The 15177-nt window shown below is 38.8% G+C and carries 5 protein-coding genes; 1 reads left to right on the top strand and 4 read right to left on the bottom strand.

The window, feature by feature from the left end:
- Positions 1–31: 31 nt before the first annotated feature.
- Positions 32–301: an ACT domain-containing protein gene (locus J3U14_RS08770; protein ID WP_065558707.1), complete on the bottom strand. Its 270-nt coding sequence runs from the start codon at positions 299–301 to the stop codon at positions 32–34.
- A gap of 144 nt (positions 302–445) precedes the next feature.
- Between J3U14_RS08770 and J3U14_RS08765 the strand changes: the two genes are divergently transcribed.
- Positions 446–1660 (top strand): pyridoxal phosphate-dependent aminotransferase, encoded by a 1215-nt coding sequence (locus J3U14_RS08765; protein WP_267351230.1) that lies wholly within the window; start codon positions 446–448, stop codon positions 1658–1660.
- 351 nt (positions 1661–2011) lie between these two features.
- Here the strand turns inward: J3U14_RS08765 and J3U14_RS08760 are convergent, their stop codons facing one another.
- The 3 genes from J3U14_RS08760 to J3U14_RS08750 all read right to left on the bottom strand — a co-directional run.
- Positions 2012–10351, bottom strand: a complete 8340-nt coding sequence (locus tag J3U14_RS08760) for an SdrD B-like domain-containing protein (protein ID WP_267369631.1) — start codon at positions 10349–10351, stop codon at positions 2012–2014.
- Positions 10351–13902 carry a hypothetical protein gene (locus J3U14_RS08755; protein ID WP_267369629.1) on the bottom strand — a complete coding sequence of 1184 codons (3552 nt, stop codon included), beginning with the start codon at positions 13900–13902 and terminating at the stop codon, positions 10351–10353. Before J3U14_RS08755 ends, J3U14_RS08760 begins: the two co-directional genes overlap by 1 nt.
- Before the next feature lie 421 nt (positions 13903–14323).
- A partial coding sequence (locus J3U14_RS08750) for an SdrD B-like domain-containing protein (protein WP_267369627.1) occupies positions 14324–15177 on the bottom strand: 854 nt, incomplete at its 5' end.

Below are 15177 nucleotides of genomic sequence, written 5' to 3'. Positions count from 1 at the left end.
CTATCCTTCAGTAAAAATTATTGAATAAAATTTAAAGACGATGCATTGCATCAAATATCTCTTCGCGTTGAATATTTACTTTAACTTTAAGATTTTCGCCTGTTTGCGTTAAAGTATTTTTAACATCATCAAATGAAACATCGATTTTGGATAAATCGAGTAACATAATCATCGTGAAATATTCACCCATGATAGTTTGAGATACATCTAAAATATTAATATTCAATTCATATAATTTTTGACTTATACCAGCAATAATTCCGGTCTGGTCTTTTCCTATGACAGTTAAAATGGTTTTCATCACATACTCCGCACAAATTTTGGACAATCAAAAGATATTTACTTGGTTGATTATAATAACATCTTCAAAAATTATCGAAATAGGAGTAGATTGTTTTTTTGTTAAAAATAAAAAAACACTAAAATAATTAAAAAGGGCAACATTATGAAAAATTTCCAAAAATCAAATAAATTGGATCATGTCTGTTACGACATCCGTGGACCAATTCTTGAGCACGCAAAGCGTCTTGAAGAAGAAGGTCAAACTATACTTAAACTCAATATTGGAAATCCTGCCCCTTTTGGTTTTGCCGCACCTGATGAATTATTAGTTGATGTCATCCGTAATTTGCCTTCTTCACAAGGATATTCCGATTCAAAAGGACTTTACTCTGCACGTAAAGCTATTATGCAACACTATCAAGCCAGAGGAATAACCAGTTTAGATGTCGAAGATATTTTTATTGGCAATGGTGTTTCTGAACTTATCGTACAATCGATGCAAGCATTGCTCAATAGCGGTGATGAAATCTTAGTTCCTATGCCAGATTATCCATTATGGACAGCTGCAATTAGTTTATCCGGTGGTAGTGCTGTTCATTATCTTTGTGATGAAGAAGCTAATTGGTCGCCCGATTTAGACGATATTAAACGAAAGATCACCCCCAAAACGAAAGGAATTGTGATCATTAATCCTAATAATCCAACTGGTGCTGTCTATAGTAAACAGCTTCTACTTGATATTGCAGAAATTGCGCGTCAAAACAACCTTATTATTTTTGCTGACGAAATTTACGACAAAATTTTATATGATGATGCTGTTCATCATTCAATAGCCGCTTTAGCGCCCGATCTATTTGTCGTAACCATGAGCGGACTATCTAAAACTTATCGTGTTGCAGGTTTTAGGCAAGGATGGATGGCACTTTGTGGTCCTAAACAACATGTAAAAGGATACATTGAGGGACTAAATATGTTGGCGTCAATGCGATTATGCGCCAATGTCCCATTGCAACATGCCATTCAAGGTGCGCTTGGCGGTTATCAAAGTATTAATGAATTTATTGTTCCTGGTGGTCGTTTATATGATCAATGTATGCTTGCATGGCGCATGTTAAATGATATCCCAGGGGTAAGTTGTACTAAACCACAAGGCGCATTGTACTTATTTCCTAAACTTGATCAGCAAAAATTTAATATTCACAATGATCAGAAATTGGTTTTAGATTTTCTATTGCAAGAAAAAGTTCTTTTAGTACAAGGCAGTGGTTTCAACTGGCATAAACCCGATCATGTCAGAATTGTTGCGCTTCCACATACAGGTGAATTACAAGACGCTATCGAACGTTTTGCCAAATTTTTATCAAATTATCAACAATAAAACGAATCAACTCCCAATTTTAGTTGGGAGTTTTCTATCTGCAATGCTTCGTAAAATTTTTTGATTTCATTCAACGAAGATAATAAACACTTTCAGTGTTATGCTTAAATTCATCAATACTGCTCTATTTATGCTAACTAATTAATATGACAATGTTAATTTATTAACCGGCATTCAATTTTAATTATATTTCTACAACTCTACTCATTTTCAGTGCTCTAACACTAAAATCTATTTATATAAAATAATAATTTAGGATGCTTAATATAAAAAACCCCCGATAAACGGGGGAAAGAGCTGAAAGGAGAGGAATAAACAGACCTACTTGTCTATCTTTATGTTTAATGGGAATTACTGATTTACCTCCGTAACACCAAAATCAACTTTACTTGGTAACCCCGGTGATACTCTTACCACTTTTGGATTACGTCCGTTTACTTTGTATTCCTTCGGTAAGCTTCGTGAGTCTAGTTTGATAACGAAGTTTGCACCTCGTTCCCAACGGCCTCCCGATACACCAACTATATGGTAACGTCCATGCGTATCGGTTGTGATAATTTCGCCACGGGTGGTCACTAATTTCACGCCGCCCAGACCATCTTCACCTTCATCCTGTATGCCATTACCGTTTCGGTCGATAAACACTTTTCCGAAGATTAACGCATTGTCAAATAGTGGATCGGCTGTCACCGTTACCGTCGCTTCCGCTATATTCGACGACACTTTACCCGTCAAGGCGTTTAGTGCCATCGCCGTATTGGTATACTCGCCTTGGGTAACGCCCGAGCCCACAACTAACATATAGCTGATCACCACTTCACTGTTAGCCGTTAAATCCAGTGAATCATACATCACCGCTTTAGTGCCTTTGGGATCCGCCACTTTTTTGCCATTTAAACGCGATGAACCTTTCACGAACTTAAATCCTGACGGTAAAATATCTTTTACTTTAATGCGTGATTTGTGTGACGAATTGTTAATCACCTTGATGGTATAAGGGACAATATCACCCACCACGACATTATCCTTCAGTGCCGTTTTTATTACGGTTACATCCGCATTATGTACTCGATAACCCAATATAATATCGTTACTTGTTGCACTAAAGCTGATACTGCCATCATTTAACTTAATCGGCACTGTTTGCATACCACCTGTGCCATTATAAACAATCGATGCTGGCGGTGTAGCAATATCAATTAAGTCATGTTTGACCACTTTACCATTACTATCAGTATATTGTTCAAAATATGGCACTTTTTCATATAATGGATTGCTATTATCTGAGCCAACCACGCCGTCGTGATATTCACCAAACAGTAAACGGATACTATATTTTGAATCATCAACCACATTCGGATCTATCACCAGATTACGGAATATAAATTTACCATCACTGCTTGTCATAAACGACAGTGGTTTACCATCTTTGTTCATCATATGTTTCTGATTATTGTCTAACAGATAAACCTCTGCACCCGATAATCCGGTTAATTCTGACAGACTGACCAGACCTTTACCTTCACGATCTTCTACCAGTTTACCCTCAATAATACCTCCATGGATATAACCAAAGTCCTGATCGGTTAGGTTACCTGTGATATCAATGATTGCCTGATTGACTGTTTTCGGTAAGGTTAAGTAACCTTTGCTGTCATGGTGCGCATCATCCGGGTCAAAGCTTGCTCGTAACGTGCTCGGCACCCCTTCCACTTCAATTTGCCATTTGCCCGGGATCATGCCGCTTAGTTCATAAGCTGTCTCTCCCGCTGCAATTGTTTGTGTTAACTGTAATGCCGGATTGTTGATATTACTCAATTTCACCGTCAAGTCCGCATTAACACTGCTGTCCGTGGAGGCGTTGTACACTCCGTTATCATCACTGTCTAAGTAAATTTTACCTTTAATACTGGTGCTACCTTTCCACGCAAAGCTTACCCCTGTCGCTTTATCTGTTGCTCCCGTAAACTGATAAGTTTCACTCATTTCACTGTCAGTCTTATTGATTACTACCGAGTGACTGATGTCGCTTAACATAAAGCTGCTAACATAATCCGTGCCCGGACGACTTACTTTCACCTGATAATCAACACCCGAGACTAAGTTGTCAAACTGATAGTTACCTAACTCGTGCTCTGCACTACCCGTACTGACCGCTTTAACCTCTTTCACCAGATTATTATCTACATATAATCCTACCGTGTAATCTGTAAATAACGTATCAATTCCGATATCCTGTGCATTGATCACCTCGCCATCATCCGCATTCACGTCTATCACAACCTGACCTTTTATGCTTGCCTGACCTTTCAGACCAAAATCAACATTTGTGATTTTGTTTGCCGAGGATGCTGGCGCAATGTTGACAACGGCACTATCTTTATTGATTGCGGTGATTGCTCCCCCAACTTTTTGTACTACATAACTGAAGTCATAACCTGAATTTGCCGGTGCTTCTACACGTATCGTCCAACGACCTTCTGCTATATTGGCTATCTCATATTCACCGTAACTACCACTGTCGACCGTTAAGGCTAAGCCATGGCTGTTTGTCGCCACAACTTTCACCCCTGATAAGGTGGCTGTGTGATAAGTCTGATGCGTTCCTTGTCCTGAGTAGTCTTTATAAATAGTCCCTTTTAACACATTCTCACTTTTAAAGCCGAATGCTTGTTGCTCGGCAACGTTACCGGCTGAGAATTGGTCATCTTTCGGACTATTGACACTAAACGTCACCTGATTGCTCGCTGCATTTGAATTCGGACTGAACACCAGTCTGTAACCGGAACGCTCAATTGCGTTATCATCAATTTTAAGCACATAATCATGTTGGCTTAAACCTGACACTTCAAACAGGCCGGTTCGATCATCAACCTTAATCTCCTGCTCCACAAATCCTGATTTTGCCGATGTTAACACCAGTTTCGGCGTAATTGGCGTACTTAATGCGCCAAAGGCAATATCATTTGCGCTGTATTTTCCGTCGTTATCGGCATCGATGACCACATAACCTTTAATAACCGCACTGCCGTGATAACCTACTTCAACGCCATTCACCGCTGGATTTTGCTTTGAAAGATTAACCGTTAATGATAAGTCTTTTGCCGTCGCTGCCACCGCTTTATTACCCGTTTGGGTATAACTCAATTGGTAACTACTCCAGTCAGCCACACTTTGCGAATTGTCTGCCGTGATAATCCAATCGCCAAATGATAAGTTATCCACTTCAAAATGACCATTACTGTCAGTAATAGTTTGTCGGGTAAGATTGCCATCCGATCTTTTCAGCGTTAATTTCAGTCCTGTTAAATCTCTATCTACAGCAGTGTTCGTTTGACTGTTATCGACATCAATACTCACATGACCTTTTATCACACTATTATATTTATATGCTGAACTATTAGTTAACTCGTCTTTTGTTAACGAAGTAAACGCATAACTATCACTATTTCCAGGGATGACACGGTTCGCAATTAATTGCGTTCCTTCTGGTGTGCTAACCTTAATTTGATAGTTACCTCCTTTCGGTAATTTTTCAAACTGATAGTAACCTGAATTATCGGTGTTAACCTTTTTAAGTTCAACGTAATCCGTTACACCCGGCGCCTGATAATTAAGGGTTACATTGATGCCCTTAGTCCCTTCGTTATCCTGTCTATCTCCACTTTCATTTTCATCAATCCAGACATCACCACCGATTTTTTGTTTTCCTACCAATAGATAATTATTATTTTGTGAACCATCTTTTGGTAAATTTGCGATCGGAATAATAATATGTTTCGCGTCTTTACCGGCTGAGCTTTGTTTAAACGCATAGTCGGCATTAGTGTCTAATTTAAGTATCACGGAATAGTTAGCATTATCACCAAACATCAAGTTAGAAAATTTGTACTCACCATCCACGGTTTGTTGAGTCATCAATAGCTTACCGGTACCATCTAAACCATCACGTAACTCAACAGTCAATGCTGTTTCGCTATCAAGTAAATGTGCAAACGCATTTAACTGAGTTAAATCGGTATTATTATCGGCATAATCAACATAGATTTTACCTTCGATACCTTTATCACTCGCTTGTTTGTAATAGAAATTATTGTCTTTTATGCCCACATTAGTTAAATCTAAACTAGATAAAGTATCAATTGGTTGAGTGGTACCTTTACTGTTTTTAACTAATGAATAATTATCTGGCGAGGTTACAACATTAATACTATATTTACCGGAAGGTAAGTTATAGAAATGATATTCACCGTTAGCATTTGTATATTGACGAGCGATCTCTGTTCCGCTTGAATCAATTAGACCGATCAATACATTATCAATTGGCAATTCAGGAGATGTGCCGTCAATAATAGTTTTACCCGCAATACCACTATTAATCGCTTGATTACTACCTATACCTGCCGATGGTGAAGTATTTGAACTTCCTGCTAATAAGAAATATTGGTTTTGTACTGTCTTTCCAACATCTTCAAAGTGAATCGGTTTTAAATTGATATTTGTGTTACCCTCTGCATTAGCAATAACACCAAAATCTTTTGTGGGTTCAATTTCAACAATATAATCAGTATTTAAATCAATACCACTAAAGCTATAGTAACCTTTCGCATTCGTTTTTACTTCACGATAAAACGTACGATTGGAACCATCAAATTTATATAATTTGACGTTTATATCTGGTACCGCCATGTCTCCGGTTTTATCAACATTAATTTCTAGTGTGCCATTATTGTTAATATCAACCATTACATGACCGGTGATCGCCGCATCGCCGTTTTTCTTGTAAATAAAATCTAAATTATCACCCGTTACTTTTGGTGTTTTTCCATCAATGGTAATACCCGTTACTGTATTTGAAACACTCTTTAATTCATAACGTTGTTTATCTAAACCCTGTTCAGTAACTTTAACGGTATAAGTATCATTAAATAAATTTTTAAAGTTATATAGACCGGATTTATCGGTTTTAGTTTTTGCATAGAGTTCACCATTACGATATAACTCAACGGTGACACCCGAAATCACAACATCATTTGTGCCCGGAGTAAAAAAACCATCATCGTCATAATCGTAATAAAGTCGACCACTGATCTCAGTATCATTTTTCAGTTTTACTAACCAGTACTGATCTGGTGCTCCCAATAAACCTGAAGGTGCAACTTGCATATATTCCAGATTTGTTTGTACTTTTGTTGGCAGATAAGCGCCTTTTAACTGACCACTGTTACCGACCAATTCAAATTGCGTGGTATCCAAACCAGTTAAACGTAATAACATATTGGTTAGATATAATTTTCCTCGCGTTGAATTCGCGGCAGTATAAGCAAATTCGCCCGTGTATTGTACACTTTTATCGATAAAGTCAACTTGATCCAAAATATCGTCAACATTACCGTTAAAATATCCCGGGTAGATGCGAGGGGTAAAAATACCACTTACGGTTAGCAAACCTTTATTATATTGAATGAGTTCTTCTTTAGTGAGCTCAACTGCTTCATCTTTGTTTTTAGAACCTGTTACATCCAAGTAAAGCTTGCCCGAAATTGCCTCAGTCGTATTTGATGATGAAACTTGAGCTTGCATTAGGAATAGATTATTTTTATCTAAATTATTGGCAAGTGAGCCATCGGCTAATACTTCAAAATCTAATGTCCCTGGTGGTGTTGCCGGGTCCATATCTGCAATATCGATAAAATTATCACCCTGATTGTGAACGATACGATATTTGCCTTGAGGCAATGATTTTAGCTTGATCGTTCGATAGTAATCACCAATATCACCCCATTTTTCATAATCACTTCCATTCCAGAAGTAAATTTGAAAATATCCATCTCCATTCTCAATTGTTTGCTCACCTGCATACTTCATATCACCATTGAGATCATTAACAGGCGCCCCCGAAAATTGTCCTTTTCCTTGCATTAGGAAGTGCTTAGTTAATGGCATATCAAGTTGTTTAAACTGTACTTTATAACTTGGTGCTAACTCTTTATCAGGATTAGTGACAGCCGTTGTCCCTGGATAGATAGTTTTAACGATATAAGTCACATCTCGATTAATACCATCTTGTTGCCCTTGAAAGCTATATTCACCCTTGGCATTCGTTAGTTTTTTCCCAATAAAATTACTTCCGTTTTCAGTACAATCATTGGTACCGTCATCTTCACAAAGTAAAACAATAGCATTCTTTAAAGGTAAGTCATTAGCATTGTACATTTGCTCGGTTTGTATCTCACCATCACCTAACCATGTATCTAAAAATACTGAGCCACGAAGTATGTGTTGATTAATTTTTAATTTATACCAGATGTTAGTATCTGTGTTATATTTGTTACCACCACTCGCATTAACAATAATGCTCGATATCATTTTTCTATTATCATTAGGATCGATACTCGAACCACTATTCTGATCATTATTTTCGAAATCAATATCGCCATTCCTTATATCACTGCCGCCACCATATTCCTGTTTAGCCGTAACACGATACTCTCCATTAGGCAAATTAGTGAAATTGTAATGACCCTTGTCATCTGTTGCGAATTCGGTGATAACTGTCCATTCTCCAAATACTTCACGCTCCAGAGTAACCCGATTTTGTTTAATTGGTATATCTTGATTTGGATTATAAGTACCCAAAGTACCAGAATGACTATTATTTAAATAAACATATCCGGAAATCGTATTGGGTCTTGTTGGTGTAAAATAGATGGTATCTCCCCAAGTTTTAGCCGGTGCAACATTAACCGAATATTCGCCATTATATGATTCGGGATAATCCAAATTATCCTTATCATATTCAACAACAGAATAATAAAACAAACCCGCATGATCGATAGAATAATTTTGTGAGCCTCTTACGCCATAAAAACCCGGCTTTTGATAGCTGACTTCTAATTTATTACCTTGTAAATCGGTTGCTGGAGTCACACCATCTTCTTCAAAAAAGACAATTTTAGTATAAGTACTGGCGGTAATCGCTTCGAGCCCATTAATCGTTGAACTCCAGCTCCATTCCCCATTGGCTGTTTTCAAATAATTGACGACTAATAAATTACCTAAATCTTTACGTATTGGTGAATACCAAAAGTTTTGGTTGGTTTTTTGATCATTAAGTTTAGGTAAAATAATCTCTTTAGCAGCAATGTTAGCTTGCATACCATTACTTAATGTGACTTTACCTTTATGAATACTTTTTGATTTAGAGGAGGTACTGGTTGATTTACCGTCTGTATCATTGACAAAAATATTTTCATTTAAATTTATATTTGATTCCGTGACAACAACTTTATAATCTTTGTTTTTTACTAATCCAACAAACTGATAGGTGCCCAAATTACCGGCTGTTAATTGAGAAGCAATTTTTTCCCAATCGGTTCCATTATGTTGGTAAAGTTCGACAGTGGTATTAATTCCTGTACTACCCAGAGTGGCAAGCGGAATATTATTGCCCGTTTTACCTGAATCTGGACCTGCTTTAATATATTGCTGAGGTCCTAGTACAAACACATTTCCAGATATACCAGCTAACGTTGTATCGTTCGGATCCATTTTTAATAAAAATGTCGGACCACTTGTTTGATTATTTTCGTCTGTTATTTTAACGTTTTGTTCAATTTTACTAATTGGAATATAAGGTGCTTTAACATTGGTTACCTTAATGTCATAACTCGCCACCGCTAAGTCTTTAAAACGATATCGACCATTATCAGTAGTAGTCATTGTTTTTGTACCCAGTACTTTGGTTGTCGTGCCAGGATAAAAAAGCTCGACATTCATATCAATCGCACCGGTATCAAAATCTACTGTATAGATCCCATCACCATTTTGATCGATAGCGACAACACCATCGACACCCCATTCATTACGTGGTTTAACATTAAACACACCTTTTTGGTTTTTACCCGCCATATTAAAACTAATTTTGTCAACGTAGGCGTTTTTGCTATCCGGTAACGTTGCATCCCATAAGGCATATTTGATTTTATTACTTGAATCTGCAATAAAATCTTCTGCATCAACCACCATATCATACTGATGCCCTTTTAAGGTATTTTTAAGTTCGACTGTACCACTATTACTTGTTACAAAAACAGGAGTTTTGGAAGAAGCACTATAAATTAGTCTAACAGGAATATTCTTTGCACCGGCGCCTTTGTCATCTTTTATCACTAAGTTGATATCACCGCCTTGCCCTTTGATAAATAAGTTCTGAGCAGAGGCGCCGGTATCCACTATCAGTTGTACTGAGCGATCAATGGTTTCACCTTCAGTCGTTTTGGCAACAATCTTATATGTCCCCAGGAACGGTGCATCTAATTTATAACTTCCATCTTGGTTGGTTGTTGCATCAGATAATAATTTTTGGTTACTATCATATAATTCAACTTTTAAACCCGTTAACGGCATTTCCGTTTTGCTTGCCGTATTATCATAATCTAAATAGACTTTTCCACCTATATCAAAGCCATACGCAGTTGATAGTGTCACCATCGATATAAACGCTGAGGCTAATAGTTGTTTTATACCCCTTAGCATTCTTTTTTTCACTGTTGCATGATGTGCAGTTCGCATTATCTTTTCTCCTGATATGCGCAAATTCTCTTCTTTTCGTTTTTCTACTTTTCGGTTTGATTTGATTTGCACTGATGAATACATCTGACCTCTATTAACTTTTTGCCAACTGTTCATTAGAAACTCCCTACTACATTGACAAACCAACCATGTGAACGGTAGTTCAGACGCGTTAAGTTGTCATTGTAATCCGTAAAGTTATAACCTATTCCCATCTTGATATTGTCACCGACATTTCGGTAAATACTGGTCACAACCCCGTCTTTATGGTCATCCGCTAGGTTTGTACGTAACGTTCGACCTTCTATCTGGTATTCCCAGTCACCTGTCTTGTAATTGAGGCGAAGTGCATATAAGCTTGCTCCTGATGAGTACCACGTGCTTTCACCTTTATAACGTAAATGCCCTTGTCGGTGCGCCGCTTTAAACGCTGTTTCCCAGTTCGCATTCCACTCATACACACCTTCTAATGACCACACCCAACTTTTTTGGTCATACAGGCTTGAGGTATAGCTTTTGCTATTTGACGATGTTGAATTTGCTATCAGCTGATCATCCGGATCTAAACCATACACATACGTTAGCTTTCCGAATAAATTCAGGTTATTGATAGATAACGGGCGATAAGCAAAGCCTAATGTCGATTCCGTGTAGTTACTCACCACTTCACTGTTGTTATCGTGCTCTCCTAACGTTTTTGCAAAATCAAACTGTGCCATCCAGCTTAGGTTCTCGTTCACGGTCGTTTTTGCCCGGTTGGTCGTTACCCATTGACGGATCCGCTCACTACCTTCATCTATCCGGTATTCCACCCGGTTACGTACCTGAACAGTATCATTTTTATAACCATATCCTACTGCATACACATCCCGGCGGGTTTCATCATTTCCGGTTAAACTGGTATTGCGGTTTCGGTAACGATTATTCACCCGTCCTACCGAGTAAGACCCCTCTATAAATTGTGCTTCCGTCGGTTTATAACTTACCCCATAAACATCAGAAGTGGTTCGGTCAATTTTGGTGGTTTTAAATTGACGCTCTGAGTAAAGCTCCATCTGACTGGTCGCTTTGGTGCGTCCCCCAACAATTGTCGTAATACCCCGCCCCGAGGTCGAGTCCACATCATTTAAGACTTTGGTATATAAACTGGTGCGGTCATTTACATCCCAGCTCCCCTGAACACCACCACCGGCACCCCGATTTGATGCAAATACTTCTGCACCCAAATTGATGCTTTCGGTAATTTGTGAACTGTATCCTAAGGTGGTACGGTTATCATTCGCCACATCGCCCGATTTACCTAACGTCAGCTGCTGAATGATGTAACCTTTGTCCCGTCCGTCAAAAAACGAGCGTTCCAGTTTCGCCGCCACTAAGGTTTCACGGTTAGAAGCATCACCATAATTATGTGTGTTGCGTTGTTGTAACTCTAACGCCGTTTTATATAAGTCACCGAGTGTTGTGTAATATTGAGCACGCGCGATTTTTTCGACATAATTTTCCTTGTCTTTTTCACGACTGTAACCCAGTAAGATACCTTTTTTATCCGTCTCAAAGTCATAACGTAATTCGCCACCCCACTCTTCTAAATCACTGCTACGGGCTTTAGCAAAGGACGAAAAGCCTTTCTGCTGCATCGAATAGTAACCCGTAAAACTTAATGGGATATCCTCACCGGTCAAATCACTGAATTCGATTTTTTGATTAATCTTCCATGCTGCTCCCCGTGTATCACCCGATAACACCGTCTGATTAAATGACAGACCACCATTGCTCGACACAAAAATATCACTCATCCCGGCCTTACTTTTGGCATATTCAAAATGCGTATGTGTTCCCTGCGTCGGTCTGACAATCACATCCAGTCCTTTTAACTCATACGTTTCACCGCTTGCCTGGTCTTCACTGATATATGTCCCGCCAATACGAATATGGTCGTTTAACCAGTGATAAGCCCGACCACCAAACACTTTTTGACCATCAAAGTCAAAACCGTCTGAATAATATTCATATTCCGCAATAATCCACACCGGGTCGCCCCCAACCAGATTACCGCTTTCGATAATTGAGCTACCTGTGCCCCCGTTTGTCGTCATCGGCAGGGCTTTAGTTAACATCACCCGACCCTGAAACTGGTTCACTTCATAATCAACCCCTTCGGTCAGGGTGCTGGTACTCAGTACCCGACCGGTATTACGGTCACGCACTTCTACCGACAGTTTTAAACTCCCTTCGGTTATACGCTGATGTTTTAAAAAGTATAAACTACCACCGGTCGATGCTAATTCATTGTGACTGCCCCGGGTTTCACCATTCGATAAAAACACTGTCGCTAATGTGCGGGTATCACCATACTGGGTCGACTGCTCACTTTCGTGATATAATTTTGCCCCATATAAACTGCGGTTAAAGTTGGCAAACTCATTGCCAGTAATTTGGGAGTTATAGTTACCCCATAACCCGTAACTTTTGCCCTTCTCTAATTTGATATAAAACTTCCCTTCCGTATCCACATCACTTTCCGTGGTCGAATCATCTCCGTATATCGGGTAGTAAGCTTGCGGGTCGATTTCTCGGATAAAACGAGTCGGGTCTTTTTCACCTAAATGTCCAAATGCATTTTTTAATTTCGTTTCAGTCGTGTCCAGATGTGCCGTTAACCGATAATCGTTTTTATTTGCTTTTAAGTAAAAAGCAACCCGACCATCCCAGCTCCCTTTGCCGCTGTAGTGATGACTGTCGGCATCTTCCAGTATCGAACGCCCTTTTCCACTAACATTGTTTTGTGCATACGTCACATCCACGATACCCACATAAAAAATGTCATCTTTCTTTTCAACCACTAACTTTTCCTGTTGCGACTGTTTCTGACCCTGCTCATCCTGCCAGCTTAAATCAAACTGATACTCACCCGGCGATAAAATTATCTCTCGCATCGCTCGACCTTGAGCATCCGCCACTAAAGGCTCACCATTAAGCATCAACCCTTGTTTACCTTTTAAGCCCGTCATTTGAATGACCACTTTACGGTCTTGTGCACTGGTTACTATGCCCTGATGATCTATCCGGCTTTCGCCAAAGCCCGGTATCGTGCTCTCTGATTTTAATTGACCAAATAATAAATGACCTGAGCCCGATTGATTGTCCAGTTTGTTGTAGGAAATAAAATCACTGTTATGGTCCGCTATGCCTTGACCTAATGTCTTAAAAGATGTTGCATAAACACTGTCTTTCAAACCGTCATAACTGGTGGTGGTTAAAATCGCTTTATACTCGCTGTCTGTCGATAACGGCTCACCATTATCGGTTTCACCACGCCATAACACCGCTTCATACGGACTGATTTCTTTAAATCGTAAGATCTTTAATGGTTGTCGGTTATCTAAATCCGATTGACGGTAAATGGTGATTTGATATTCTGCGATTTTGGTTGGGTAGTTAGTGTAAATATAAAGTCCCATTGGTGTCGTAAACAATCCTTGCGACGTCAACTTCACTTTTGGATTATAAATACTTAAATTAAGCTTTTCTTCTGCGTTAAACTCATCCCGAATAATATTTAATTTAGGTATATCTAAACTACCTGCATAAACATTATTGGAGCCAAGTAAAAAAGCAAAACTAATACTCAGGCAAAGTGGATGCCGGGTCCAGTTATGTTTTTTCATTTAGTTTATTTCCTTCCTCTTCTTCTAAGATCGATTATATTTTTTATTTCCGTAATTCAACTCAACATCAAAATTTATCCATAAACCTTAAAAAATGATTGATGACCAATCTTAATTAACCTTTGTTGATAAATAATAAATTAGCTAATCAATCAGTTAAAAAAATTACAAAATGAAATACTTTTATTAAAACTTTTTCATAATATTTACATAATACTATATATTGATCACAATAAACGATCAATATATATTATTCTGATCGCTAATTTCTATATTAATTGTTACTTTAATTAGCTGTTTATAGTTATTAAAAGTAAGATTAAGAGGATAGATTAATTAGAAATAAAAAACCCCCGATAGACGGGGGAAAGACCTGAAAGGATAGGGATAGACAGACTTCCTTGTCCGTCTTTGATGGTAATTACTGATTTACCTCGGTAACACCAAAATCAACTTTACTTGGTAATCCCGGCGATACTCTCACCACTTTTGGATTACGTCCGCTTACTTTGTACTCTTTCGGTAAACTTCGTGGGTCTAATTTGATGACGAAGTTTGCACCTCGTTCCCAACGGCCTCCCGATACACCGACTATATGGTAACGACCATGCGTATCAGTTGTGATGATTTCTCCCCGAGCCGTCACTAACTTCACGCCGCCCAGACCTTCTTCACCTTCATCTTGTACGCCATTACCGTTGCGGTCGACAAACACTTTTCCGAAGATTAATGCATTGTCAAATAATGGGTCCGCTGTCACTGTCACTGTCGCCTGCGCAGTATTCGATACCACTCGACCCAGTTTACTCAGTGCCATCGCCGTATTGGTGTACTCGCCCTGAGTCACGCCTGAGCCCACAACCAACATATAGTTAATAACGAGTTCACCATTGCCTTTTAATTCCAACGAATCATAAGTCATCGCTTTTCCACCTTTCGGGTCGGCTATCTTCTTACCATCTAAACGTGAAGAGCCTTTTACATACTTAAACCCTGCCGGTAAGATGTCTTTTACTTTGATATTCGCTGTTTGTACCGTGTTATTGATCACTTTTATGCTGTAAGGAACAATATCTCCTGTCACAACATTATCTTTTAACGCTGTTTTTATAACCGTTATATCCGCATCCGCTGCCCGATAACCCAACATTAAATCGTTAATCGAGGCCGAATAGGTTGTTAACGTGTTGTCTTTCAAACCGATCGGTAAGGTTTGGGCTCCACCTACTCCGTTATACACGATCGATGACGGTGGTGAGGACAAGTCGATTAACG

Origin of the sequence: Gilliamella sp. B3801 (genome assembly GCF_026536645.1) — a bacterium.
GTDB classification, from domain to species: Bacteria; Pseudomonadota; Gammaproteobacteria; order Enterobacterales; family Orbaceae; genus Gilliamella; species Gilliamella apicola_I.
This window is presented reverse-complemented; position numbering and strand designations above follow the sequence as displayed.

Excerpts from the sequence above, each read along its gene's own strand:
- J3U14_RS08755 (WP_267369629.1), bottom strand. The coding sequence starts at position 13,902 with ATGAAAAAACATAACTGGACCCGGCATCCACTTTGCCTGAGTATTAGT.
- J3U14_RS08760 (WP_267369631.1), bottom strand. The coding sequence starts at position 10,351 with ATGAACAGTTGGCAAAAAGTTAATAGAGGTCAGATGTATTCATCAGTG.
- J3U14_RS08765 (WP_267351230.1), top strand. The coding sequence starts at position 446 with ATGAAAAATTTCCAAAAATCAAATAAATTGGATCATGTCTGTTACGAC.
- J3U14_RS08770 (WP_065558707.1), bottom strand. The coding sequence starts at position 301 with ATGAAAACCATTTTAACTGTCATAGGAAAAGACCAGACCGGAATTATT.